The organism is Nonomuraea lactucae (assembly GCF_003313395.1).
In the GTDB taxonomy this organism is placed as follows: domain Bacteria; phylum Actinomycetota; class Actinomycetes; order Streptosporangiales; family Streptosporangiaceae; genus Nonomuraea; species Nonomuraea lactucae.
On record NZ_QNFZ01000291.1, the window covers coordinates 23,912 to 49,531 of the forward strand.

At 70.8% G+C, this 25,620-nt stretch carries 22 protein-coding genes, 1 tRNA gene and 1 pseudogene; 15 read left to right on the forward strand and 9 right to left on the reverse strand.

Going from position 1 to position 25,620, the window contains the following annotated elements:
• The first annotated feature begins 5 nt into the window (after positions 1-5).
• From DQW85_RS20740 to DQW85_RS20750, 3 genes are all read left to right on the forward strand, one after another.
• On the forward strand, positions 6-2,030 hold the full coding sequence (locus tag DQW85_RS20740; protein ID WP_113701953.1) for a hydantoinase/oxoprolinase family protein: 2,025 nt from the start codon (positions 6-8) through the stop codon (positions 2,028-2,030).
• The gene (locus tag DQW85_RS20745; RefSeq protein WP_240197313.1) at positions 2,027-3,664 is read left to right on the forward strand and encodes a hydantoinase B/oxoprolinase family protein; all 1,638 of its coding nucleotides are present in this window, start codon (positions 2,027-2,029) and stop codon (positions 3,662-3,664) included. The genes DQW85_RS20740 and DQW85_RS20745 overlap by 4 nt, the downstream gene beginning before the upstream one ends.
• A 72-nt stretch (positions 3,665-3,736) precedes the next feature.
• Entirely contained in the window at positions 3,737-3,829 is a 93-nt protein-coding gene (locus DQW85_RS20750) for a hypothetical protein (RefSeq protein ID WP_240197314.1), read from the forward strand.
• A gap of 31 nt (positions 3,830-3,860) precedes the next feature.
• Here DQW85_RS20750 and DQW85_RS20755 read toward each other — a convergent pair whose 3' ends face one another.
• Complete coding sequence (locus DQW85_RS20755) at positions 3,861-4,868, reverse strand: substrate-binding domain-containing protein (protein ID WP_113701955.1); 1,008 nt, start codon at positions 4,866-4,868, stop codon at positions 3,861-3,863.
• Positions 4,869-5,144: 276 nt separating this feature from the next.
• Here DQW85_RS20755 and helR point away from each other — a divergent pair, with 276 nt between their 5' ends.
• On the forward strand, positions 5,145-7,298 hold the full coding sequence (helR, locus tag DQW85_RS20760) for an RNA polymerase recycling motor ATPase HelR (RefSeq protein WP_113701956.1): 2,154 nt from the start codon (positions 5,145-5,147) through the stop codon (positions 7,296-7,298).
• 185 nt (positions 7,299-7,483) lie between these two features.
• On the opposite strand, the gene DQW85_RS20765 is transcribed toward helR, so the two are convergent.
• Positions 7,484-8,053 carry an Lrp/AsnC family transcriptional regulator gene (locus tag DQW85_RS20765; protein ID WP_240197315.1) on the reverse strand — a complete coding sequence of 190 codons (570 nt, stop codon included), beginning with the start codon at positions 8,051-8,053 and terminating at the stop codon, positions 7,484-7,486.
• Between the two features lie 72 nt (positions 8,054-8,125).
• Between DQW85_RS20765 and DQW85_RS20770 the strand changes: the two genes are divergently transcribed.
• The gene (locus tag DQW85_RS20770; RefSeq protein ID WP_113701957.1) at positions 8,126-10,444 is read left to right on the forward strand and encodes a transketolase-like TK C-terminal-containing protein; all 2,319 of its coding nucleotides are present in this window, start codon (positions 8,126-8,128) and stop codon (positions 10,442-10,444) included.
• 96 nt (positions 10,445-10,540) lie between these two features.
• Here the strand turns inward: DQW85_RS20770 and DQW85_RS20775 are convergent, their stop codons facing one another.
• The gene (locus tag DQW85_RS20775) at positions 10,541-11,011 is read right to left on the reverse strand and encodes an ArsI/CadI family heavy metal resistance metalloenzyme (protein ID WP_113701958.1); all 471 of its coding nucleotides are present in this window, start codon (positions 11,009-11,011) and stop codon (positions 10,541-10,543) included.
• 90 nt (positions 11,012-11,101) lie between these two features.
• On the opposite strand from DQW85_RS20775, the gene DQW85_RS20780 reads away from it, so the two are divergent.
• From DQW85_RS20780 to DQW85_RS20805, 6 genes are all read left to right on the forward strand, one after another.
• Positions 11,102-11,488: an ArsR/SmtB family transcription factor gene (locus DQW85_RS20780; RefSeq protein WP_113701959.1), complete on the forward strand. Its 387-nt coding sequence runs from the start codon at positions 11,102-11,104 to the stop codon at positions 11,486-11,488.
• Between the two features lie 145 nt (positions 11,489-11,633).
• Positions 11,634-12,089, forward strand: coding sequence for an arsenate reductase ArsC (locus tag DQW85_RS20785; RefSeq protein ID WP_113701960.1), 456 nt, complete (start codon positions 11,634-11,636; stop codon positions 12,087-12,089).
• Between the two features lie 195 nt (positions 12,090-12,284).
• Positions 12,285-12,599 carry an ArsR/SmtB family transcription factor gene (locus DQW85_RS20790; RefSeq protein WP_240197316.1) on the forward strand — a complete coding sequence of 105 codons (315 nt, stop codon included), beginning with the start codon at positions 12,285-12,287 and terminating at the stop codon, positions 12,597-12,599.
• Entirely contained in the window at positions 12,599-13,342 is a 744-nt protein-coding gene (locus DQW85_RS20795) for a methyltransferase domain-containing protein (protein ID WP_113701962.1), read from the forward strand. The genes DQW85_RS20790 and DQW85_RS20795 overlap by 1 nt, the downstream gene beginning before the upstream one ends.
• Positions 13,343-13,504: 162 nt before the next feature.
• Positions 13,505-13,942 (forward strand): Hsp20/alpha crystallin family protein, encoded by a 438-nt coding sequence (locus DQW85_RS20800; RefSeq protein WP_113701963.1) that lies wholly within the window; start codon positions 13,505-13,507, stop codon positions 13,940-13,942.
• 98 nt (positions 13,943-14,040) lie between these two features.
• A complete protein-coding gene (locus DQW85_RS20805; protein ID WP_113701964.1) occupies positions 14,041-14,376 on the forward strand; it encodes a MerR family transcriptional regulator in 336 nt (111 codons plus the stop codon).
• Positions 14,377-14,960: 584 nt separating this feature from the next.
• On the opposite strand, the gene DQW85_RS20815 is transcribed toward DQW85_RS20805, so the two are convergent.
• Positions 14,961-15,035 (reverse strand) — tRNA-Arg (locus tag DQW85_RS20815).
• Between the two features lie 134 nt (positions 15,036-15,169).
• Here DQW85_RS20815 and DQW85_RS20820 point away from each other — a divergent pair.
• Positions 15,170-15,535 carry a response regulator transcription factor gene (locus DQW85_RS20820; RefSeq protein WP_113701974.1) on the forward strand — a complete coding sequence of 122 codons (366 nt, stop codon included), beginning with the start codon at positions 15,170-15,172 and terminating at the stop codon, positions 15,533-15,535.
• Between the two features lie 650 nt (positions 15,536-16,185).
• Here the strand turns inward: DQW85_RS20820 and DQW85_RS47705 are convergent.
• Positions 16,186-18,939, reverse strand: coding sequence for a helix-turn-helix transcriptional regulator (locus DQW85_RS47705; protein WP_275888225.1), 2,754 nt, complete (start codon positions 18,937-18,939; stop codon positions 16,186-16,188).
• A gap of 232 nt (positions 18,940-19,171) precedes the next feature.
• On the opposite strand from DQW85_RS47705, the pseudogene DQW85_RS48245 reads away from it, so the two are divergent.
• From DQW85_RS48245 to DQW85_RS46995, 3 genes and pseudogenes are all read left to right on the forward strand, one after another.
• Positions 19,172-19,327, forward strand: a pseudogene (locus tag DQW85_RS48245) (LysE family transporter); the annotation flags it as partial.
• Between the two features lie 149 nt (positions 19,328-19,476).
• Positions 19,477-19,653, forward strand: a complete 177-nt coding sequence (locus DQW85_RS46990; protein ID WP_240197317.1) for a hypothetical protein — start codon at positions 19,477-19,479, stop codon at positions 19,651-19,653.
• 4 nt (positions 19,654-19,657) lie between these two features.
• Entirely contained in the window at positions 19,658-20,206 is a 549-nt protein-coding gene (locus DQW85_RS46995; protein ID WP_240197318.1) for a TetR/AcrR family transcriptional regulator, read from the forward strand.
• A gap of 69 nt (positions 20,207-20,275) precedes the next feature.
• Here the strand turns inward: DQW85_RS46995 and DQW85_RS20835 are convergent, their stop codons facing one another.
• The 4 genes from DQW85_RS20835 to DQW85_RS20850 form a co-directional block, all read right to left on the reverse strand.
• Complete coding sequence (locus DQW85_RS20835) at positions 20,276-21,466, reverse strand: hypothetical protein (RefSeq protein WP_113701967.1); 1,191 nt, start codon at positions 21,464-21,466, stop codon at positions 20,276-20,278.
• A 39-nt stretch (positions 21,467-21,505) separates the two neighbouring features.
• Positions 21,506-22,582: an alanine racemase gene (locus DQW85_RS20840; protein WP_113701975.1), complete on the reverse strand. Its 1,077-nt coding sequence runs from the start codon at positions 22,580-22,582 to the stop codon at positions 21,506-21,508.
• A 19-nt stretch (positions 22,583-22,601) separates the two neighbouring features.
• On the reverse strand, positions 22,602-24,146 hold the full coding sequence (locus DQW85_RS20845; RefSeq protein ID WP_113701968.1) for an N-acyl-D-amino-acid deacylase family protein: 1,545 nt from the start codon (positions 24,144-24,146) through the stop codon (positions 22,602-22,604).
• 66 nt (positions 24,147-24,212) lie between these two features.
• Positions 24,213-25,620: DUF4153 domain-containing protein (locus DQW85_RS20850; RefSeq protein WP_162795162.1), on the reverse strand; the 1,408-nt coding region annotated here is incomplete at its 5' end.

Here is a 25,620-nt window from a genome sequence, read left to right on the forward strand (position 1 = left end):
CCCCCATGAGCTATCGCGTCGCCATGGACATCGGGGGCACCTTCACCGACGTCGTCTGCTACGACGAGAAGACCGGGACGGTCGTGGCGGCGAAGGCGTCCACCACGCCCCACGACCTCGCGGAGGGCGTGTTCGCCGCGCTGGCCCGGGTCGTCGAGGACCCCGCGGACATCGCCTACTTCGTGCACGGCACCACCCAGGGGCTCAACGCCCTGCTGGAGCGCAAGGGGGCCCGCGTGCTGCTGCTCGCCGGCGCGGGGGCCGGGGACGTCTACCACATCGCCCGCGGCAACCGGGACCGCATGTTCGACCTGCGCTACCGCAAGCCCGAGCCGCTGGTGCCGCGCGAGGACGTCATGGAGATCGGCGGCCGCCTCGACTGGCGCGGCCACGAGCTCGTCCCCCTCGACGAACGATCCGTACGGCGGGCGGCCCGGCGCGCCCGCGACGAGGGCTTCGACGCGGTGGCCGTCTGCCTGCTGTTCGCCCACGCCGACCCCGCCCACGAGCTGCGGGCGGGCGAGATCCTGCGCGAGGAGCTCGGCGACGAGGTCATGATCGTGCTGTCCCATCAGGTCTCGCGCGAGTGGCGCGAGTACGAGCGCACCTCCTCGGCCGTGCTCGAGGCGTACACCGGCCCGGTCGTGCGCCGCTATCTCGCCGAGGTCGAACGGCGCTTCGCAGAGCGCGGGCTGACCGTGCCCGTGCACGTCATGCAGTCGTCCGGCGGCCTGGTCAACGCCGCGTACGCCCGGCGCAGGCCGTTGCGGACCCTCCTGTCCGGTCCCGTGGGCGGCACCATGGGCGGCGTCGCCGCGGCCCGCCTCCTCGGCCGCCGCAACGTCATCTGCGTGGACATGGGAGGCACCTCGTTCGACGTCTCGCTGGTCGTCGACGGCCGTCCGGACGTGAGCGCCGAGGCGCGCATCGAGGGCCACCCCGTGCTGATGCCGATCGTGAACCTGCACACCATCGGCGCCGGCGGCGGCTCCCTCGCCTACGCCGAGGCGGGCGCGCTGCGGGTGGGCCCCGAGTCCGCCGGCGCGGTGCCCGGCCCCGCATGTTACGGCAGGGGCGGCACGCGGCCCACCGTCACCGACGCCAACGTGGTGCTCGGCCGGGTGGACCCGGCGTGGTTCGCGGGCGGCCTGATGGACCTCGACGTGGACGCGGCCGGCGTCGCCGTCGCCGCGCTGGCCGACGAGGTCGGCCTGGATCCGCTGAGCCTCGCCGAAGGCGTCTGCGCGGTGGCCAACGCCAAGATGGCGCAGGCGATCCGCACGCTCACCGTGGAGCACGGGGTGGAGCCGCGCGACTTCGCGCTGGTGGCCTTCGGCGGGGCGGGCGCCATGCACGCCGCCTTCATCGCCAGGGAGCTCGGCGTCTCCGAGGTGGTCATCCCGCGCTTCCCCGGGGCGTTCTCCGCCTGGGGCATGCTGGAGGCCGACGTGCGGCGCGACCTGACCCACCCCTACTTCCGGCAGCAGGACGCCCTCGACGGGGCCGACATGGCCGGCCGGTTCGCCGCGCTGGCGGCCGAGGCGCTGGACGCGCTCGCCGAGCAGGGCGTGCCAGCCGACCGGCGCCGGGTGGAGCACGCCGTGGACATGCGCTACGAGGGCCAGGACTACACCCTCACCATCCCGCTGCGCGCGGCCGGTGAGCCGGCCGGGCCGGGCTTCCTGCCGGAGATCTCGGCCCGCTTCGCCGAGGCGCACACCGGCCGGTACGGCCACGCCACCCCCGAGGCGGCGGTGGAGTTCGTGATGCTGCGCAGCACCGGCCTCGGCTCCTTCCCGCGCGCCGCGGCCGGCGTGCCGGCAGCCCACGGTGAGGCCGCGCCGGCCGTACGAGATGTGATCTTCGACGGCGCGGCGCACGCCACCCCGGTGCTGCGGCGCGCCGCCCTCGACGGCGAGCTGACCGGGCCGGCCATCGTGGTGGAGGAGACCGCCACCACGGTCATCCCGCCGGGATGCCTGGCCGTCGTCGACGACAACGGATTCCTCATCGTGAAGGTGGACCAGTGATCGACCCTGTCCGTACGGAGATCATCCGCTGCGCGCTCGTCCAGGCGGCGGAGGACATGAACACCACCCTCATCCGCAGCTCCTACACCCCCGTCATCTACGAGGGCAAGGACTGTGCGGTGGCGCTGCTCGACCGCGACCACAACGTGCTCGGCCAGTCGTCCGGGCTGCCGATCTTCCTGGGCAACCTAGAGGTGTGCAGCCGGGAGACCGAGCTCCGTCACGGGCCGGACGTGTGGCGGGAGGGCGACATCTGGCTGCTCAACGACTCTTACATCGGCGGCACCCACCTCAACGACGTCACCGTCTACGGGCCCATCTTCGCCGGCGGCGAGCTGGCCGGGTTCGCCGCGTCGCGAGCGCACTGGATCGACGTGGGCTCCAAGGACCCGGGCGGTTCCATGGACTCGACGTCGATCTTCCAGGAAGGGCTGCGGCTCGGCCCGGTCAAGGCGTACGAGGGGGGCCGGCCGCTCCGCGACCTGCACGAGGTGATCGCCGCGAACGTCCGCTTCCCCCACGCCACGCTCGGCGACCTGCGCGCCCAGGTGAGCTGCGTCATGATGGGGCAGCGGCGGCTGACGGAGATCATCTCCCGCTGGGGCCTGGAGACCGTGCTGGCCGCCCGCGACGAGATCTTCGCCCAGACCGAGCGCATGGAACGGGCCGCCATCGCCGCCCTCCCCGACGGGGTGTACCAGGCCGGCGGGCACCTCGACAACGACGGCATCGACCTCGGCACCCCGCTGCCGGTCAACGTCACGATCACGGTGTCCGGCGAGTCGATGCGCGTGGACCTGACCGACTGCGCCGACCAGGCGCTCGGCCCGGTCAACTGCGGCGCCGCGCAGGCGGTCGCCGCCGTGCGGGTCGGCTACAAGCTGCTGGTGTCCGGCGACGTGCCGCTCAACGGCGGCTCCTTCCGGCCGCTGACCGTGGAGACCAGGCCGGGCTCCATGCTGGCCGCCCGGTCGCCGGCGGCCTGCCAGTACTACTACTCCCACCTCGGGCTGCTCATCGACCTGGTGGTCAAGGCGCTGGCGCCCGTCATGCCCGACCGGGTGGCCGCCGCCTCCTACGGCGACTCCATGATCGTCCAGTTCTGCGGCACCGACCCGCGTACCGGGAAGCCGTACGTCTCCCAGGAGGCCACCGTCGGCGGCTGGGGCGCCTGGGACGGCGGCGACGGCGAGACGTGCCTGATCAACAATGTCAACGGCTCGCTGCGTGACATGCCGATCGAGGTTCTGGAGACGCTGTTCCCGGTCCGGGTGACCCGCTATGAGACGCGCCACGGCAGCGGCGGCGCGGGCCGCTGGCGCGGCGGCGACGGGGTGGTCCGCGAGTACGAGTTCTGCGCCGACGTCTCGCTGTCGCTGTGGTTCGAGCGTTCGGTCACCCCCGCCTGGGGGCTGGCGGGCGGTGAGGCGGGCGCACCGCCGCGGGTGATCCTCAATCCGGGCGGTGCGGGGGAACGGCACGTGCTCAAGGTCAACGCGCTGCCGGTGAGGGCGGGGGACGTCCTGCGCTGCGAGACCGGCGGAGGGGGCGGCTACGGCCCGCCCGCGCACCACCCGGTCAGCGAGGCGGCCGGCCCCATCCCGTCGGCGCGCCACCGCGCCCCGGGAGGATGAGGCTGTCGACCGTGACGCCTCGTATAGCCTGATTACTGTTGGTTTGGGGCAGGCGAGATCGCGGCCTCGCTGGTGATCGCACAGCGCACCGCGGAAAGTCACGTGGAGCACATCCTCGACAAGCTCGGCTTCACGTCAAGGCCCGACCACCACTCCTCCACTTGACACCACCGTGCCGTGCTCAGCGGCGGAGGGGTCAATCCCAGCAGTACTGACGGCCGAAGAAGCTGTCCTTGGACTCGATGCCGGGGGCGGGCTTGTCGGTGATGAGCCTGACGCCGGTGTCGGTGTAACCGGACACCTTCGTGCCGGACTCGGCGAACTCGACGACGGCCTGGACACCCATCTCGGCCATCTTCAGCGGGTACTGCTGCGAGGTGGCCGCGATCTGGCCGATCTCCACAGCCTGAACCCCTACACAGCCGCCGTCGACCGACACGAGGAGCACGTCCTTCTCCACGCCTGCGGCCTTCAGGGCGGCGTAGGCGCCGAAAGCGGTGGGCTCGTTGACGGTGTACACCACGTTCAGATCCGGAGCCTGCCGCAGGCACGAGTGCATCGCGATCCGGCCCTTGGTCCGGTCGGCGTACGTGTCGCGGGAGCAGACGATCGAGGGGTCGCCCTCGGGGATGCCGAAGCCGTTCAGGAACCCGTTGTGCCGGATCCGGCTGGTGGAGCTGCCCGGCGCCGTGTCCAGGGTGACGATCTTGGCCTCCTTGCCGCGCATCATGGCCTTGGCGTACGAGCCGATCAGCTGGCCTGCCTTGAAATTGTCCGTGGCGAACAGCGCGTCGGTGGCGTTCTGCGGCTTGGTGGGCGTGTCCAGCGCGATGACCAGCACCCCGGCGGCCCGCGCCTTCCTGATGGACGGCACGATCGCCGCGGCGTCGCTCGGCGTGATCAGGATGCCCTTGACGCCCGCCCGCACCATGGACTCGACAGCGGTCGCCTGACCGGCGTTGTCGCCCTCGAACCGACCGGCCGCGGTTATCAGAGTGGCGCTCTGGGCCGTGGCCATCGCCTGCGCGCCCTGTCTCATCGTCCGGAAGAACGGGTTCGTCTCCGTCTTGGTGATCAACCCGACCTTGATCTCAGGTCTCCCCGCCTCACGAACGACGCCGGGACCGCAGCCGGCCCGCACCGTGGCCGCGGCGACGACGACGCAGGCCGCGACCCCGACGACGGCTCGTACGGTGTGACGCATGCCAGGTTCCCAGGCCTCTCGGATGATCGGTGAGAGTGGCCATCACCCTGTGTCAGGATGAGTGACTTTCCCTGAGAAAACGTCCATTCCGCGGCAAGGACTTGGCAAAACGGGGGCGAGGAAAGGGGAGTACCCGCGCCTTTCCACTCTCACCGTATAGCGCACCGGGGGGCTTGCGGCAAGACCCGGGTCGTGCCGCACAATCGTCGGCCGAGGCCGGCCACGGAGTCCACGCCAGGCGGCGTCGTCGAGCACTTTCAGATCGGAGCTGATGACGTGAACCCCCTCACCACCAGTGCGTTCGACCTTCCCGATCACCTCTCGCCCAAGGCCGGCCCGACGCTGATCGCCGCCGATGAGCAGCACTTCGCGGCCATCGAGGAGAGCCTCCAGCAGTCGATCGCCGACCTGTCCGACCGCCTCGACGCCGAACGCAGGGCGCCCGGCGGCGCAGGCCGGCAGGCGATGGACCGGGACATGGAGATCCACCGGCTGACCGCTCGCCTGCGCGCCCTGCGTCGCTTCGGCTTGGACCTGTGCCTCGGGCGCATGGTCAGCGCGGACGACCCCGACCCCGTGTACGTCGGACGACTTGGCCTTGTCGACAGCGCGGGCCGTCGGCTGCTGATCGACTGGCGCTCCCCCGCGGCTGAGCCGTTCTTCGGAGCGACCCACGCCAACCCGATGGGTCTGGCGAGCCGCCGCAGGTATCGCTGGACCCGCGGCCGGATCAGCGACTACTGGGACGAGGTCTTCACAGTGGACGGGTTCGACGGGCACGCCGCGCTCGACGACCAGTCCGCCTTCATCGCCGGCCTGGGCGGCAACCGGTCGTCCCGGATGCGAGACGTGCTCGGCACCATCCAGGCCGACCAGGACGCCGTCATCCGCGCGGGATCCCGCGGCGCTCTGGTCGTCGACGGCGGCCCGGGTACGGGGAAGACCGTCGTCGCTCTGCACCGCTCCGCCTACCTCCTCTACTCCGACCCCCGCCTCGGTCACCGCCGGGGCGGCGTGCTGTTCGTCGGCCCGCACCAGCCCTACCTGGCCTACGTCGCCGACGTCCTCCCCAGCCTCGGAGAGGAGGGCGTGCAGATCTGCACCCTGCGGGACCTCGTCGCCGAGGGAGCCGCGGCGGCGATCGAGCCCGACCCGGACGTGGCCCGGCTGAAGGCGTCCGCGAACCTGGTGAAGGCGATCGAGCCGGCCGTCAGGTTCTACGAGAACCCGCCCACCCAGGGGATGACGGTCACGACCCACTGGTCCGACATCTGGCTGAGCGCCGACGACTGGGCCGAGGCGTTCGAAGCACCGGAACCCGGCACTCCGCACAACGAGGCGCGCGACCAGATCTGGGAGGAACTGCTCACGATCGTGGCGGACAAGCACGACGACGACGAGGACGTCTCGGCCGACATGCTCCGCGGATCGCTGCTGCGGAACGGGGAGCTGCTCACGACCTTCAACCGTGCGTGGCCGCTGCTCGAAGCGGCCGACCTCGTCGCAGACCTGTGGTCGGTGCCCGCCTACCTGCGGATGTGCGCGCCCTGGCTCGACTCCGACGACGTCCGGAAGCTGCAGCGCGGGGACGCCCAGGCCTGGACGGTGTCCGACCTGCCGCTCCTTGACGCGGCACGGCAGCGGCTCGGCGACCCGGAGGCGTCACGACGAAAGCGCCGGCACGACGCCTCCGTCGCCGCCCAACGCGAACGCATGGCGCAGGTCGTCGACAACCTGCTCGAGGCCGATGACGACGGTGAAGGTCTGGTGACGATGCTGCGCGGACAGGACATGCGGAACACCCTGGTCGACGAGACTGCACTGCCCGGCACCGACCCGGACCGGCTCGCCGGCCCGTTCGCGCACATCGTCGTGGACGAGGCTCAGGAACTCACCGACGCGGAGTGGCAGATGCTGCTGCTCCGCTGCCCGTCCCGGAGCTTCACCATCGTCGGGGACCGTGCCCAGGCCAGGCACGGGTTCGCCGAGTCGTGGCGGGAACGGCTCGACCGGATCGGCCTCGACGAGATCAACCTGACCTCCCTGAGCATCAACTACCGGACACCGGAGGAGGTCATGGCGGAAGCCGAGCCGGTCATCCGGGCCGTGCTCCCGGACGCCAACGTGCCGACCTCCATCCGCCGCAGCGGCGTCCCCGTCGTCCACGGATCCGCTTCGGACCTGAGCTCGATCCTCGACACCTGGCACGCCGCGCACGCCGAAGGCATCGCCTGCGTCATCGGCGATCCCACATTCCAGGAGACGTCCCGCGTCCGGTCGCTGACCCCGGAGCTCGCGAAGGGGCTCGAGTTCGACCTGGTCGTCCTCATCGACCCAGAGGCGTTCGGCCGGGGCATCGAAGGAGCGGTCGACCGCTATGTCGCGATGACCCGAGCGACCCGGCAACTCGTCATCCTCACGAGCCCCTGACTCTCCGCACGGCTCAGAGCGGAACGCCACCAGGCCTTGCGGTCGCATCGACGAGCCAATCGCTCGTAGCCATGTGCGACATGCAGCACTTTCACGTCCTCGACCGCCCGCAGCGCGTCGATGTAGTCGGTCGCGACCACGCCCAGGCCGCGCCGAGCCGGGAGCCGATCTGTGGACAAGGGTGCTCAGAGTTTCCGTGCGGCTTTCCGCAGTAGAGGGGCGATGCGGTAGTCGACAAGCTCACGCATGACCAGGGCGGTGTTGGTGCGCTCGACGCCGGGGATGGCAAGAATCTGGCCGGCTATGCGATAGAGGTCGTCAGCGTCGACGGCGACCGCGTGCACAAGGAGATCGATCTGGCCGCTGATGCCGTGGACCTGCAGTACCTCGGGTATGGCCCGGAGAGCAGCCGCGACATCATCGAGCAGGCGCTGGGTGACCTGTGTGGTGATGAACGCCGTGAGCGGATAGCCAAGTGCCTCGGGAGCGATTCGCCGTTCGAGCGATTCCAATGTCCTGTTGCCCTCGAACCTGCCAAGTCTGGCATGCGCCGTGTTGCGGGAGACGCCGACCTGCTGGGCCAAGGCGACGGTCGTCGCCTGCGGATTCTCGATGAGCGCCAAGAGCAGCGCGGCGTCGATGGCATCGACCTTGTTCGTTCTTGGCATTTTGCGTACTTCCTTCAGCTCGCCAACCCGGCCGGTGTGCAGAATGCTCAAAATGCCCTGCATCGATTGCGCTATCGAGCAGTTCATGATCCCCTTGGATGACATATTACGCAATCGACGGGCCGATAGCCGGAGCGCTGGGAAGGAAGGGCGCCAACCATGAGTACCCCCGCACCGGCCCGCCAGACCTCAGGCGACGACCTCATCGGTGAGATCGAGGATCGGGTGCTGTGGTTGGCGACCGCGATCGTCGATCACGCGAATCGAGTGCGGCCGAACCCGTCCGGGCTCAAGGTTGGTGGACATCAGGCGTCGAGCGCGTCGATGGCGTCGATAATGACGGCACTGTGGTTCCATCACCTCCGGCCGGAAGATCGCGTTTCGGTGAAGCCGCACGCGGCGCCGGTCCTGCATGCGATCAACTATCTGCTCGGTGAGCTTGACGAGTCCTATCTGACCCGGCTACGCGAGTTCGGAGGGATTCAGAGCTACCCGAGTCGGTCCAAGGATCCGGATCCGGTCGACTACTCGACGGGGTCTGTCGGCATCGGGGCAACCGCGCCGATCTGGGGAGCGATCGCCAGGCGCTACGTCGACATGAGCTTCGGCGGCGCGGGCCAGGGCCGTCAGTACTCTCTGCTCGGGGACGCCGAGCTGGACGAGGGCGCGATCTGGGAGGCGATCGTCGATCCGATCGTCGCCGAACTCGGTGAGATCGTATGGATCGTTGACCTGAATCGTCAGTCCCTGGACCGCGTTGTGCCCAACATCGCCGCCGACCGTCTGCAGGGGATGTTCGCCTCCGCCGGCTGGCAGGTCATAACGCTGAAGTACGGCCAGTTGCTGGAAGAGCTGTTCGCCCGCCCCGGGGGCGAGGCGCTGCGCCTGCGCGTCGATGAGATGTCCAACCCGGAGTACCAGCGGCTGCTCCGTTGCGACGCGCAGGCCTTGCGAGAGCGACTGCCTGGGCAAGGCCCCCTCGCACGTGAGATCGCGACGATCATCGACGACCTGGACGACGCCACTCTGCTGGCGGCTGTGCGAAATCTCGGGGGACATGACTTTCGCGCGATCGACCTCGCTCTCAGTTCCATTGACGACACCCGCCCTACAGTGATCTTCGCCTACACGATCAAGGGCCACCGTCTGCCGAGTCAGGGCCACCCACAGAACCACTCCTCGTTGCTGAACGCGGAGCAGATGCGTGCACTGTCGGCACAGCTCGGCGCTGACTTCGACGATCCGTGGCTCCCGTTCCCGGAGGGCAGCGCGGCCTCGCGCTTGTGCATCGACACGGCCACCCGACTGCGTCGGCACAACCAGCCCATATCCGCGCCACCCGCTGTGCCTGCCGACATCGGCCGTACTCCTTCGGGTACGGCCACCACCCAAGCGGCACTGGGCAGAGCCCTGCTGGACCTGACTCGCGAAGCGCCGGAGGCCGCCCGCCGCGTCGTCACGGTGAGCCCTGACGTCACGTCCAGCACCAACCTCGGCGGCTGGGTCAACAAGGTCGGCATCTGGTCGCCGACAGAGCGGACCGACTGGTTCGCCGACGACACCGAAACCATCCTGCACTGGCGAGAGCGACCCAGCGGTCAACACATCGAACTGGGCATCGCCGAAACCAACCTCGTGGGCATGCTAGGAGAGCTTGGCGCGACCTGGAGCCGGTGGGGACACCCCCTGCTGCCTATTGGAGTGCTGTACGACCCTTTCGTGGAGCGCGCCCTCGAACCCTGGGCGTTCGGCATCTACGCCGGCGGACAGTCGATCCTGGTCGGAACTCCGTCAGGTGTCAGCTTGGCCCCTGAAGGCGGCGCGCACCAGTCCATCAAAACCCCGTCCATCGGCATCGAACAGCCAGGATGCATCGCATACGAACCAGCGTTCGCCATCGACACCGAGTGGACCCTGCTGGCCAGCTTGGCCAGGCTGGGCAGGCCGAACGGGTCCTCGGCCTACCTGCGCCTGTCCACCCGGCCAGTGAACCAGCTACTGGCCGCGGTACCCCCTGATCCCGCGGCCAGGGAACGGCGACGGTCGCAAGTGGTTGCGGGCGCCTATCCCTTGCGGCGCAGTGACAACGCAAGGGTCACGATCGCCGCTATGGGCGCCGTCGTTCCCGAGGCGATCGCCGCAAGTGAACAACTCGAACAACTCGGGATCGAGGCCGACGTGATCTGCGTGACCAGCCCAGGGCTGATCTTTGCCGCCATGCGCGCTCGGCAAGGCCAGGGGGAGGCCGAAACATGGATACTCGACGAGGCCTTTCCGGCCGATCGGGCGACCCCACTCGTCACCGTGCTGGACGGTCACCCCCACGCTCTGGCCTTCCTGGCCGGAATCAACCAGGTGCCCAGCACGAACTTGGGAGTCACGGGATTCGGCCAGTCCGGCGCCCTGAACGATGTGCAGCAATACCACGGGCTGGACGTCAACAGCATCATCTACGCCGCCCTCGACCTGGCCGAATGAGACGACTTCGAGCCGACGTCGCGCGACAGACAGTGACGCCTTTCGAGAGAACCATGGGGGGAGGCCGGGGCACGGGGATCGCAGAAGCTTCCGCGGTCAGCAGCAGCCGCCCGCCGCGCTGACCGACTCTGCGCTCTCCTTGTCGTCCGATGCGGTGCCGGAGTCACAGCACACCGAGGCGGTCTCCTTGTCCAGGGTGTCGGCATCGCCCTTGACCACGTACACCTCCCACGGCTCCGCGCCGGGCCCGTGGACCCAGACCTTGTCCTGGAGGGCGTAGCAGCAGGAGGTGTCGTTCTCCTCGAACGTGGCCAGCCCGGCGTCCTTGAGCCGCTGGGCGGCGGCGTTCACCTGCGCGGTCTCCTCGACCTCGACGCCGAGGTGGTCCATGCGGGTCGCCTCGCCCTCCGAGCCCTCGATCAGGACGAGCTTGAGCGGGGGGTCGGCGATGGCGAAGTTGGCGTACCCGGGGCGGCGCTTGGCCGGCTCGGTGCCGAAAAGCTTGGAGTAGAAGGTGATCGACCCTTCCAGGTCGGCGACGCGGAGGGCGAGCTGTACGCGAGACATGACGACGATCTCCGATCCGTTGCTGCTTCGATGGATGTCTAAACAGCTCCGAGTTTGCGCCACTGCTTAGGGATCTGTCAAATTAGAGACATGTCGAAGCAAGAGCTGCCGCTAGTGCCGCCCTCCGGGTGCTGCGCACCGTTGGTCGCCGAGCCGGTCGCGGAAGTCGAAGCCGCTGAGCTGGCCCGGGTGTTCAAGGCCCTGGGTGACCCGATCCGGTTGCGCCTGCTGTCGCTGATCGGCGCGCACGAAGGCGGTCGCCAGGTGGGCGAAGGGGTGTGCGTGTGTGAGCTGACCGGCGCGTTCGAGGTGACCGCGCCGACGATCTCCCACCACCTCAAGGTGCTGCGCGAGGCGGGCCTGATCGACAGCGAGCGGCGCGGGACCTGGGTCTACTACTGGATCATCCCGGCCACACTCAAGCGCCTGACCGGCGTACTCGCCCTGCCGGAGGCGCTGACCGCGGACGCCCGGTGAGCCTGGCACGCCCGGTGAGCCTGGCACGCCGAGCACTGGCCGAATTCGGCGGCACCGCGGTGCTGGTGTGGCCGTGGTAGTCGGCACCCTGACCCTGTACGGCAGGCGAGCCGCCGCAGGCTTGCCCTGATCAGGAGAGATCCCGATGCCCGATCAGCCTGATGTGCAGCCACAGGTGTTGTTCGTGTGCGTCCACAACGCCGGCCGTTCTCAGATGGCCGCGGCCTTTCTCACCCACTTGGCGGGTGGTCGAATCCGTGTGCGCTCGGCCGGATCGGCCCCCGCCGATCAGGTGAACCCGGCCGTGGTCCAGGCGATGGCGGAAGTCGGCATCGACATCTCCGCCGAGATGCCCAAGGTGCTCACCGCCGACGCCGTCCGCTCCAGCGATGTCGTCATCACCATGGGCTGCGGCGACGCCTGCCCGGTCTTCCCCGGCAAGCGCTATGAGGATTGGGTACTGGACGACCCGGCCGGACAGGGCGTCGAAGCCGTACGGCCCATCCGGGACACGATCGAGACCCGCGTCCGCACGCTGATCGCCGACCTCACTTCCCCTCCGGCAGACAGCACGGCCCCGCGAACGCCACCGCGAACCTGATGTGACCGCGCCGAACCGCAGATCGAGTTCGGCATCCACGAAGGCCAGGTCATGTACGAAGCCACCACCCCGACCTGGAAGGACCTCGACGCCTCCAAGCCATGAGCTATGGGGCTGTTGTCTGCCGCATTAATCGTCTATCGTCGATGAACGATGAATGATGCAGAGAAAGGGCCACTCGATCGCCCCACCGCTGTGGAGTACGCCTCCTGGTTCAAGGCTCTGGCCGACGCCACGCGGGTGCAGATCGTCTCGCTGCTGGCACGTCGCGGCGTGCCGATGAGTGTGGGCCAGATCGTCGAGGCGGTGGAGGTCGGCCAGTCCACGGTCTCGGCCCACCTGAAGGTCCTGTCCGAGGTGCGGTTCGTGCTGGTCGAACGCGTCGGCACCTCGGCCTTCTACCGGATCAACACGGCGTGCGTCGAGTGCTTCCCCAGCGCCGCCGACCTCGTCATGGGCCGCCCGGCCCCCGCCCCACCCACCTGTACGCCCTCGCCCGGAGGTGCCTAATGAACGAGCCCGGAGACCGACGCGAGATCACCGTCCAGCGCTACTCCGGCCTAGCCCAACTTGCGCTGGCCGGGGGTGCGCCGCTGGACTGCGAAGCCGACGCCTTCACCGACGGCTGCTTCGGCGCTGCCGCCTACCCCGAGACCGGCGACATACCCGAGGCCGCGCTGCGCGCCAGCCTCGGTTGCGGCAACCCGCTCGCCGTGGCCGACCTGCGCGAAGGCGAAACGGTGCTGGACCTCGGCTCGGGGGGCGGCCTGGACGTGCTGCTGTCCGCCCGTCGCGTCGGCCCGACCGGTCGCGCCTACGGCCTGGACGCCAGTTCCGACATGCTCACGCTCGCACGCACCAACGCCCGGCAGGCCGGAGCGGACAACGTCGAGTTCCTGCACGGCCACATCGAGGAGATCCCACTCGCCGACGGCGCCGTTGACGTCGTCATCTCCAACTGCGTCATCAATCTCTCGCTCGACAAGCGTCGTGTCCTCGCTGAGGCATTCCGTGTTCTTCGGCAGGGTGGTCGTCTGGGCATCAGCGACGTCATCGCCGACGACGAGACGGACCCCACCGCACGTGCCGCCGCCGAACGGCGGGTCGGCTGCGCCAACGGCACCCTGACCACGCGCGAGTACGAGCGACTGCTCCAGGGCGTCGGCTTCACCGGTATCCGGATCACGCCTACCTCCGATGCCGGCGGCGGGCTACGCTCCGCCATTGTCCAAGCCTCCAGACCGGGCACCTAAACACCTGCAATCGACGAAACCACCGGGAGACTCCTTTTCGCCGCTGGATGTTCTTGACATCTAAACTTGGACAAGAGCTATAATTCGAGTTGTAGGTTCCTTGTGGAGGATAGGCATCCCGGGTGACCTGGAGGCCCCGGGGATCTTCGGAGGTGGGACACGATGCTGCTCACGTCGATCGACCCGTTCGTGCAGGAGTTCGAGCGCCAGTTCGACCGCCTGACCCGCCAGGCCCCCCAGGCCGGCGGAGCGGTCATGCCGATGGACGGGATCCGCCGCGCCGACGATGTGATGCTGCGGTTCGACCTGCCCGGCATCGATCCCGACTCCATCGAGGTCACCGTCGACCGCGGCGTCCTGTCGGTGACCGCGCGACGCGAGGAGGGGTTCGGCGAGGACGAGCGCGTCTTCGTCCGCGAGCGGGTGATGGGCACCTTCACCCGGCGCGTCTACCTGTCGGAGCATCTCGACGCCGACGCCATCGAAGCCGCCTACAACAACGGCGTGCTGGCCGTCCGCATCCCAGTGCTCGAGCGCGCCAAGCCGCGCAAGGTCGCCATCCAGCAGACTGGCGACACCTACAAAGCGATCAAGAGCTGACACCCTCGGGACGAGGCGCGGCCCTGTCGCGGTGAACGGCACCGCGACAGGGCCGCCCGTCATTGTCCGCATCCCGCCCGGCGCCAGGAGGAACGACCGTGAACCTGCCCTTCGACAACGAGCACGCGGCGCTGTTCACGGTGGGTCAGGTCGCCTCGATGCTCCGAGTGCAGCAGGCGTTCCTGCGCCGCATCGACGACCACCAGGTGGTCTCGCCCCAGCGCTCGGCCGGCGGACAACGCCGCTACAGCCGCCACGAGATCGGCCGCATCCAGCAGGTCGTGATGATGATGGACCAGGGAATGACGCTGCCGGCCATTCGCCTCATCCTCGACCTGCAGCACCAGCTCATCGAAGTCACGCGGGAGCGCGACGAGCTCGCCCGCGTGCTGACCGAGCTGAGGGCCGAGCGAGACCGCCCGGCACACCCCTGACCCCGCACAACCCTGCGGAGCGGCGGCACGCGTGTGGCGCCCCTACCCGTCAAGACAGGGCGTGCGGCGGCTCGCGTCCGCGTACGCAAGAACGACTACCGCGCCCGCCAGGGCGAGGGCGACATCGATGTGCCCAACGACTACCGCGGCCGCGTCGCCGCGATCGACGCGCGCGGTCGCCCGGCGCCGAAGTCCACCTACTCTCGGCTGTGTAAGCCCGTCCGGGACCTCACGCTCACGCCGGAACAGCTCACCACGCCGTTGATGGGCATGCCGTACGACTCGCGGCATGCGGGGTCACTTGGCGGCTGTCCACGGGTGTGCCCGCGGCTCAGGTGGCCGAGTGGGCCGGGCACAGCGTGGAGGTCCCGCAACGGATCTACCACCGATGCGTGGCCGGTTATGACGAGGTGTGGATCGAGCGCATGAATCGCGCCCGGGAGGACAGCGGATGATCAAGGGAACGCGTATGGCACGCGGAATTCGTCTCAACGTGCCGAACGCTGTCGCAGGATGGCAGGTCCAGATGATCGCCGAAACAAGCAAAAAGCCAGGTCAGACACGGTCTGACCTGGCTGTCGAAATGGTGCCCCCTGCAGGATTCGAACCTGCGCACCCGGCTCCGGAGGCCGGTGCTCTATCCCCTGAGCTAAGGGGGCCGAACGTGTGACAAGGCTACCAGTATCCGCGCACCACTCGTCACGCGATAAACCTCTGATCACACATCCCGGAAAACCGCACGTGACCAGGCCGCTACGGGTAGGTTGCGGCCGTGGGTGAGGTGCTTGGCAAGGTGCTGGTGGTGGACGATGACGAGGTCATCCGCCAATTGATCGCGGTCAACCTGAGCCTGGAGGGCTTCGAGGTCGCGACGGCCACCGATGGGGAGGACTGCCTCGAGCGCGTGCTCGACGTCATGCCGGACGTGATCACATTAGACGTCATGATGCCCCGCCTCGACGGGTGGGTGACGGCGGAGCGGCTGCGTGCCGATGAGGCGACCAGCCACATCAAGGTGGTGCTGATCACCGCCAGGGCGCAGGACGACGACAAGAGGCGCGGCCTCGGCATCGGTGTGGACGCCTACCTCACCAAGCCGTTCGATCCGGCGGAGTTGATTCAGGTGGTCCGGGACCTGGCATCGTTGGCTCGGAACTGATCGTCGGTCCGGCAGCGCACTCCAGTGCTCCGGAGTATGTGTCCTTCGCCCAATGCACGGGAACCGCTCTGCGTCTTCGTCACACGGGAGCCGCTATGTGTCTTCGTCGCTCGCGGGTGTAGCGATCGGGGCGAGGGCGGCTCTCGTCGAGCCAACCACTCTGTTGAGCGCCTGAGACCCTGCTGGGCGTCTGGTGACACCCCCGCGTTGAGTGCGTGGTGCCGCTGGTGACAGCGGGCGTGGTGCCCTGTGGCGAGGACGTGGTGCCCTCTGGTGAGGGCGGGCGTGGTGCCCTGTGGCGAGGACGTGGTGCCCTCTGGTGAGGGCGGGCGTGGTGCCCTGTGGCCAGGACGTGGTGCCCTCTGGTGAGGGCGGGCGTGGTGCCCTGCGGCGCGGACGTGGTGCCCTCTGGTGAGAGCGGGAGCCCAATGGCTCTGCGGCCGGGGAGCGCGAGGGGCCGGCAGGCCCCTCGCTCAGGGCGGAGCCCCATCAAGCAGCCCGAGCGCGAGCGAGGACCATGCCCTTGTGGGGGTGTGGGGGGCGCTGAGCCCCCCACGAAGACGGAGCCCGAGCCGATACCGCGCGAAGCGCGCGACCGAGCGAGGACCCCGCCTCAAGCGAGGACCCCGCCCTTGGAGCCAACCCTGGTGTCAGGTCAGGAGGCCGCGTTGGTGGGCGGTGGCGGCTGCTTGGGTGCGGGTGGAGACGGTGAGCTTGGTGAGGATGTTGGAGACGTGTACGCTCACCGTCTTCTGGGCGATGAAGAGCCGGTCGGCGATCTCGCGGTTGGTGAGGCCCTCGGCCACCAGTCGCAGCACCTCGATCTCCCGGGCCGTCAGTCCCACGTCGCCAGGACCGGCGGTGCCGGTGGTGCCGGCGAAGCGGGCTCGGCGGCCGAACTCCGACAGGGCGTGCTCCAGCGGCGCCGCCCGGAGTTTGCCCGCCGCGTCTCGGGCCAGCTCCCATTCGGCCTGGGCGGCGTCGCGGTCGCCCGCCGCCAGGAGGGCCTCGGCGAGGCGCCAGCGGGCGCGGGCCGCCTCATAGACGAACCCGTAGTCGAAGGCCTCTGCCACGCCGCGCCACAGTGACGGGTCGAGGCGGCCGTGGACGCGGTGCCATTCGGCTTCGACGCGCAGCGCCCAGGCCTGGCCCTCGGGGCCCATCTCGCCCCGCTGGCCGACCGGGCCGCTGTGGACGGCGAAGCGGGCGCGTTCGAGCATGTCGTCGGCGTCTTCCACCACACCGAGGTCGCCGAGGGCCCACAGGCCGATGGCGGCGATGCGCAGGACGCCCGGGTCGCCGGGCAGCAGGGCGTCGAGCGCGGCCCGTACGTGGGAGAGCGCCAGGGCGGGGTCGCCCTGCCAGAGGGCCTGCTCGGCGGCCAGCCCGCGCGACATGTAGGACACGAGCGCGTCGGACCAGAACGGCCGCAGCCACTCCAGCCGGCTCTCCACGACCGGCAGCCCGCGCCCGACCTCGACGAACAGGGCGAAAGACGACACCGTCGCCTCGGGCACGGTGCCGACGCGGGCGCCGAAGGAGGCGGCCACCGCCTCGGCCTGGTCCCAGTCGCCGGCCACGTAGTGGATGAGGAGGCGCAGGAACCGCAGGTCGGTGCCGTAGGTGCTCCATTTGAGCCCGGTCTCGAACGCCAGCTGGATGCCCTCGTCGGCGACCTCGGCCGCGAAGTCGAGGTAGCCCTGCTCGTAGTGGATGCGCGCGTGGTGGAAGCGGGCGCGCAGGTCCATGGCGAGGTCGCCGGTGCCCTCGGCGGAGGCGATGGTGACGAGGTCGTGGGCCAGGTCCGTGTCGCCCTGGACCTCGGCGTGCAGGGCGAGCGTCAGCAGGGCCGATACCTCGGCGTCACGGGCGCCGGCGGCTCTGGCGGTCTCGAGCGCGCGGTGGGCGAGCCGCTCGCTCTCGGCGTGGCGGGGGCTCCAGGTCAGGGTGCGGGCGTGGGTGGCCAGGGCTCGGGCAAGGGCGGCGTCGTCGGCGGCAACGGAGACGGCGTGCTCGGCGGCCGAGATGGCGCCGTCCTGGTCGTCCATCTCGAAGAGGTAGTAGGCGAGCCGTTCGCTGACCTCGCAGGTCTGTGGCAGGGCGCGGAGCTGGGTCGCGGCGCGGTGGTTGTCGCCGCTGTCGGCGGCTGTGACGGCGCTGCGGAAGGCGAGCTCGGTGCGGCTCTCGCCGGCCAGCGTCTCGGCGCCGTCGACGCGTTCCCAGAGGCTGAGGGCCTGGTCGTAGTGGCTGTGCGCCTCGGCGGGCGCGCCGAGGCGCTCGGCCAGGCGCCCGGCCTCGGCGCAGGCGGCCAGGGCACCGGACAGGTCGTGGCCGGCGAGGTGGTGGTGGGCCAGCTCGGCGGGCGAGGTGAGCAGCCGGGCGAACGCGGCGTGCAGCCGGGTGCGCTCGCCGGGCAGCAGATCGGTGTAGACCGCCTCCTGCAGCAGGGCGTGGCGGAACGCGTAGCCGTAGCCGTCGACCCGGAGCAGGCCCCGGGAGACGATCTCGCGGACGGCCTCCTCGAAGTCGGCCAGCGGCAGGCCGGAGACCTCGCGCAGCAGCTCGTCCTCGACCCGCCGCCCGGCCACGGCAGCGGCCCGCAGCACCCGCTGGCCGGGCTCGGAGAGCACCTCGACCCGGGACAGGAGCAGGCTGGCGAGGCCGTCGGGCAGGCTGTCGCCCTCGGCCATGGCGGCGAAGAGCTCCTCGGCGTAGAACGGGTTGCCGTCTGCGCGGGCGACGATCATGCCTAGCCGCTGGGCATCGACGTCACCCATTGTCGCGACATAGTCGGACATGTCACCGGAGTCGAGCGGTCCAAGCTCCACCCCGGTCACCGCGGGCAGCCGCTTCAGCTCGGCCAGCACTGACCGCAGCGGATGGCGGCGGTGCAGGTCGTCGGTGCGGTAGGTGCCCACCACGCAGACCCGCTCGGCCTGCACCATGCGGCTCAGGAAGACCAGCAGGTCACGGGTCGAGCGGTCAGCCCAGTGGAGGTCCTCGATGACGAACAGCACCGGCTGGATCTCGGCGAGCAGCCCAAGCAGCGACCCGAACAGCCGCTGCTGCGTGAGCCCCGACGCCGGGGCGCTCTCCACGCCGGGCAGCAACTGGCCGAGCAGCGGATGGGCGGCAGCCGCCTCGCGCACCGCCGGCTCGGCGCCGCGCAGCGCGTCGGCGAGCGGGAGATAGGGCAGTGCGTCGCCCAGCTCGGCGCACTGCCCGACGAGCACGTGGAAGCCGCGCTCGCGGGCCCGCGCGACCAGCTCGGCCGTCAGCCGGGTCTTGCCGATGCCGGCGTCACCCCCGACCAGCGCGACGCCGGCGGTGCCCGCACCCGCCGACTCGAGCACGCGCAGGAGTCGCGCCAGCTCGGCACCGCGCCCGACCAGAAGACCCTTCACGCCAGCCACTATGCCACCCCCCACCGACATTCCATTGGCCCACGTCGACCCCCTCCGCACTGACCTACGTATCAGGACCAAGCAGCCCTAACGTGATATTTCATGTTCACCTGGTCGGCTTTCACCGACTTCGTGGGGCGTCACTGGCCCTCGTGCTCCCTCGTGCTGATTCCGGGCCCCAACCACCTCAACAACAGGGCCAGCCGCGCTGGGGGTGGAGGGGGGCACGCTGGTGCACGTCGCCGCCGCAGGGCTGTCGTACGTCATCAGCCGGTCGGCGACGCTGTTCCGGATCGTCACGTGGGCGGGCGTCGCCTACCTTTTCTACCTGGGGGTCCGCGCGTTCACCCGCGAGGAGGAGGCGGGGGGCGAGGCGCTGGAGCCTCAGCCGCTGCGCAAGGTGTTCCTCGAGGGCGTGCTGGTCGACGTGCTGAACCCCAAGGTGACGCCGTCCTTCCTTGGCGGTCCTGCCGCAGTTCGTGGACGTGACCCTGCTGCTGGTCAGGCTGCTGGTCGGGCTGCTGGTCGGGCTGCTGGTTGCTGGTCGGGCTGCTGGTTGGGCTGCTTGTTGGGCTGCTGGCCGACATCGGGTACGCGTTCACGGCCGGAGGGCTCGGCCACCGGCTGGCGCGCCGGTCCAGGGCACTGCGCCACTTCAGCGGCATGGTCTACCCGGGGCTGGGCGTGGCCACGGCGTTCGCCGGGAGAAAATGACCGCATGGCGCCGAGGAAGCAGCGGGAGATCTTCGATGCGACGCTGCGGCTGGTGGCGGAGAGAGGCTACGACGGGCTGACTGTCGAGGGGGTGGCCGAGCGGTCGGGCGTCAACAAGACGACGATCTACCGCTGGTGGCCGTCCAAGACGGCGCTGCTCGGTGCGGCTCTGGTGGAGGCGGACGCGCTGAAATCCGAGCCGCCCGACACGGGCAGCCTGCGGGGCGACCTGGTGGCGCTGGTCGAGGGCGTCGCGCGGCTGCTCACCGAGCCTCCGGCCAGGGATGTCGCGGTCGCCGCGCTGGGCGCGGCGGTGCGGCATCCCGAGCTGGACACGCGGCGGTTCTTCGCCGACCGGTTCGCGCGGGAACGGCAGGTCTTCGAGCGGGCGGTACGGCGGGGCGAGCTGGCCGAGCCGGCCGACCCGATGCTGATCGTGGACCTGCTGGCCGGGGCGGTGTGGATGAGGACGGTGTTCAGGGGGCTGCCGCTGCCGAACGGCTTCGCGGCGAAGGCGGTCTCGGCGGTGCTCGACGGCGTCCACCGCGGTTAGGTCCCAGGTCCCACTGCGGATCGCCCGGCGCCTCAGGCCCCACACCGATCAGGCCCCACGCCGGTCAGGTCACTGGGCCAGGGCTGCGGGGATGCGGTCGAGCACGGGGTGCGGGGCCAGCCCGTACGCGTAGAAGTCGACCGCGAGGGCCCCTGCCGCCTTCGCCGCGCGCGCCTTGGCCACGAGCCGGTCGGTCGAGTCGCTGTCGGGGTGGCCGGGCCGCAGCACCGCGCGCACCTCGCGGTCCTTGCCGACCGAGCGCAGGTAGGCGCCCACGTCGTCGGCCACCCGGGCGGCGTCGCGGGCGTAGGCGAGCACGCCGAAGCCGGGCACCAGGTCGCCGAGCGCGACCAGGTCGACGCCGAGCTGCCAGGCGTCGTGGGCGGCGAGCCCGGGGGTGGGCAGCCCGTCGGTGTAGCCCTTCACCGCCCCCGTGGAGTCGATGAACACCAGCTTGGAGCCCTCGTCGGCCACGGCGGAGGCCACCTCGGACACCAGCGTGGTCACGGTCTCGGAGCGGGCACGGGCGTAGGCCACCACGTCGGGACCGGCGTAGGCGGTCAGCGCGGCCCGGGTCACCTCGCCCTGGGCGGGCGGGTCGCCGTCGAGGACGCGCCCCACGATGCCCGCGCACTCCTCGCGCGCCACCCCCGCGTTCACGCCCAGGTCGGTGGCGCGGGTCATGCAGTAGTCGCAGAAGCAGAGCCCGAGCAGGTAGGCGTCCATCGGCCCGAGCGGCACGAAGGACCGTTCGGGCTTGAACGGGCTGAAGTGCAGCGTCTCGGCCACCACGCTCTCGACGCCGAGCCGGGCGACCGCGCGGGCCAGCGCAACGGCGTACGCGCGGACGTCGGGGTGGGCCGGGCACAGGTCGGCGGGCGAGCCGCGATCGCCGAAGCAGTCGCGCACGGTCACGTCGGGATGCCGGGCGCCGAGGGTGGCGTTGGACAGGAACACGGTCCATCCGTGCAGCCTGAGCCCCCGCCGCGCGCACGCCTCGCGCAGGCCGTCGAGCGCGTCCTGGTGGCCGGCGACCGGCTTGAGCCGGAGCCCGGCGAACAGGTCGGGCGGCGGGGTGAAGTGGGCGCCGTCGTGGCGGACGGTCAGCCGGGACAGCCCGTGCGGGGTGACGTCGCGGGCGGCGTGGTGAACGGCGCCCACGGTGACACCCGCCACGCCGTACGCGCTGACCCGGTCGAGCACCCGCTCGACGCCCTCACCGCGCAGGTCCTCCACGAAGACGTAAACCGAACTGTCCACGAGCCGACCTTACAGTCCTGATCGCGTGCTTCCGCGCGCCTAGAACCGGGTGTGGACGGTGCCGACGACCCGGTACTCGCGGTCCACCATCGGCAGCGCGCGCCACTTGTCGAACGCCGTGCACGGGTGGGAGATGCCGAACGCGAGCAGGTCGCCCGGCCTGAGCCCGTCGGCGTGCACCAGCGTGTGCTGGTCCTGCATCTTCATCACGGTGACGCCGCCTCGCTTGGGGATGGGCAGCCCCTCGTCGTAGGGGGCGTCGCGCTTGCCCATGCCGACGACGGCCAGGCCGGGTTCGGGGGTGGACAGCACGTGCGCCCACACCTCCAGCGCGGGCCGCAGCTCGCCCTCGATGCGGTTGAACGGCGTGCGCTCGCGGTAGAAGCCGTCGTCGTGGGTGACGTACGCGCCGCTGCGCAGCAGGATCGTGGCCTGGGTGGCGACGAGCTCGCGGCCGATCACGTCGAACCACTGGCTGCCGCCGACGGTCAGGATGGGCTGCTTGACGCGCAGGTGCTCGACGGCCTCCTGCAGCAGGCGCAGGTAGTCGCGGACCTCGCGCGCGCCGGCCAGCGATCCCTCGTAGCCCGCGACGCCGACCAGCTCGACGCCGGGCGTCTTCTGGACGTACCGCGCCACTTCGAGCAGCTCCTCCAGCGACCGGCAGCCGGCCCGCCCGCCGTGGTGCCCCAGCTCGACCAGCACCTGGTACGGCCGGGCGGGCGCGCGCCCCGCGAGGATGTCCACCCCGGTCACGGAGTCGACGAAGCTGTAGAACTCGAAGCCGGGATCGCGGGCGCACTCGGCGGCGACCCAGTCGAGCCCGGCGGCGTCGACGATCTGGTTGGCCAGCACGATCCGCCGGGCGCCGAACTCGCGCGCCGCCATGGCCTGCCGCGGCGTGGCCACGGTCAGCCCCCACGCGCCGGCCTCCAGTTGCATGGCGGCTATCTCGGGGGACATGTGCGTCTTGGCGTGCGGCGCGAGCTCCATCCCGTGGTCGCGGGCGAACGCGGCCAGGAGTGCGATGTTGTGCTGGAGCGCCTCGCGCTGCACGACCATCAGGGGGAACGAAAGGCCGCCGTCGAAGATCGACCGTCCCAGAGTCTCCCGCATGTCCATCTCTTTCACCAGTTCACGAAGGCCGGAGGGCCCGGCCCGGAGTCGCCCCGGTCGGCTCGCCGCCGGCCAGCACCCTCGCTCCCGACACCAGCACGTCGTCCACTCCGGCCGCCGGCGTGCGGGGAGCGTCGTACGTCGCCTGATCCGACACCGTACCGGGGTCGAACACCACCACGTCAGCCACGAAGCCTGCCCGCAACAGCCCCCGGTCCGCCAGCCCGAAGCGGCGCGCGGGATGCGAGGCCAGGTGCACGACGGCCTGCTCCCATGTCCAGTCGCCCAGCTCGCGCACGTGACGGCCGAGGAAGCGGGCGAACGCCCCGAAGCCACGCGGGTGCGGGTGGCCGCTGACGTAGATGCCGTCGGAGCCGCCCGTCTGAGCCGGGTGGCGGAGCATCCGCCGCACCGACTCCTCCCCTTCCGGCCCCTCGTCGGGGCGGGCGGCGACGCAGCCGGCCTCCAGCCGCGTCTCGACGAGCAGGCGGCGGCAGAACTCGGCCGGCTCGACGCCCGCCCGCTCGGCCGCCTCGACCATGGTCAGTCCCTCTGCCCACTCCAGGCCGGGGGCGTGGGAGACGGTCAGCCGGGGCCAGGTCCGCGCCAGCCCTTGCCACCACGCGTCGAGCTCCCCGGAGCCGAGCATCTCCACGGCCCGGCCGGGCTCGGCGGCCGGGACCGTGGGCGGCAGCACGACCATCGCCAGGATCGTGCTGGCGCGCAGGTAGGGGTAGGTGTCGTAGGTGAGGTCGACGTCCTCGCCGAGCGCCTCCTCCACCAGGGGCAGCAGCACGTCCGCGGGGCCGTGCAGGTGGGAGACGTGTACGGCCGCGCCGGACCGCGCGGCGATCTCGACCACCTCGGACATGCCCACCCCGGCCATGAGGCCGTAGGCGCGCATGTGGGTGACGTACGGCAGGCCACCGAGCGGCTCGCAGAGGGTGGCCAGCTCGTCGGCGGTGGCGTGGCGGCCGGGCAGGTACTCGAGCCCGCTGGACAGGCCGACCGCGCCGTCCGACAGCCCCCGCTCGACGTGGGCGAGCATGCGGGCGAGGTCGTCGCGCGTGGCCGCCGCCGGGGACGGCCCCATGACGTCGTAGCGGATGGTGCCGTGCGGGAGCAGGTAGGCGGTGTTGACCGCGACCGCCCGGTCGTATCCGCCGAGCAGCTCCCCCACGGTCAGCGGGCCGCCGACCGCCACCCCGCGCGGGAACGGCCCGTTGACGGCCGCGAAGTAGCGGGCGGCGTAGGCGACGGTGTCCGCTGAGCCCGGCGCGAACGACAGGCCGTCCTGCCCGAGCACGAACGTGGTCACGCCCTGCCGCACCGCGGCGAGCTGCACCGACGGGTCGAAGACGGCCGCGTCGCCGTGCGCGTGGCAGTCCACGAACCCGCGGGCGACGAACCGCCCGGTCGCGTCGATCACGGTGGCGGCGGGCACGTCGTCGAGCCGGCCCACCGCCGCGATCCGGTCGCCGGTGATCGCCAGGTCCGCGCGGCACGGCGGGGCGCCCGTCCCGTCGAGCAGCCGCCCCCCGCTGATGATCACGTCGAATGCCACCCAAGGATTAAACCTGATCGGGCGGCTGTCCACGCGCTTCGGGCGGACCGACGCGGGGGCGCGCGGTCAGTCCCGATCGCCCGGGCACTTGGCGGGCCTGCGGACGGGGTGCTTGGCGAGCAGGTCGCGGGCCTGGGACCTGGCCACGTTCCAGCCGTTCCACGGGTCGGGCCTGGCCAGCCCGTTGGCCGCCACCACATCGGCGAGCACGCAACTGCGCTGCGGCTCCGGCAGCCGGTCCAGCGCGGGCACGGCCTCGGCCCCCAGGTCGCCCAGGTAGTCCTGGTCGATGTTGGCCACGCCACGGATCTGGACCTGTGTCTGCGCCACGCGCAGGTCCGGGTTGACGACGGCGAACGCGCCCAGCCCGAGCCCGGTCACCAGCACGACCGTGCGCGGCAGCCAGCCGGAGCCGCGGCCCGCCAGCCGTACCGCGCCCGCCAGGAGCACCAGCACGAACAGCGCGCCGAGCCACCACACGGTGGCCTCCACCGAGATGCGCAGCCGGGACAGGCCGTACGCCTGGGTGTAGAGGTTCATCCGGTGCAGCGCCGAGGCCAGCACGACCATGGTGAGCGCGCACAGCAGGCCGAGCTGCCCGGCCAGCAGCCAGCGGTCGCGCCTGACCGTCTTCAGCAGCCCGCCGGCGACCGCGACGATGCCCAGCACGAACACGCTGACCACGACGAGCTGGAAGAACCCCTGCCTGGCGTACTCGGCGTAGGTGAGCCCGCGCGTCTTCAGCACCAGCGCGTGGCCGCCGAACAGCGCGGTGATCTGCACCGCCACGAACGCGGCGAACAGCAGGTTGACCGCGGTGAGGGGGAGCACCCAGACCGACCTGCTCACGCTGAACTTCACCCCGGGGCCGACCGGGTCGTTGACGGGCCGGAGCGCGACCAGCACCACCGCCGCCAGCAGCACTCCCACGAACACGAACAGGAAGACGCGCGCCGGCACCGACTCGACCCACTCGGGGGCGGCGGTCAGCCGCTCGACGTAGGCGGCGAACACCGGGTCCGCCGAGGAGAACAGCAGCCCGAACACGAGCAGCAGCACCGCCGTGATGCCCAGCCCGATGACCATCGGCAGGACGCGCCGCCTGGCGCCCAGCCGCTTCAGCGGCTTGGCCAGGAACCACGGCACCGGTCCGAACGCGAGCAGCACCGACACGCCGCCCCTGATCACACCGAGCCACCCGAGCCCGGCCCCCGACACGGCCAGCGCACCCAGCGTGCCGCCGGCCACGAGCAGCAGGCCGACCAGCCAGTCCGCGTCCCTGACGGCCGCCATCGCGACCAGCACGACCCCGAGCAGCCCGAACACCAGCGTCCACGGCGTCATCCGCCGTAGCACCGCGGGCAGCGCCGCCGCGCCCAGCACCATCGCGACCAGCACGATCCCGAGCCCGGCCTGCGCGTCCGGCAGCGCCACCGCCCCGAACACGCCCGCCCCGGCCGCGGCCGGCAGCAGC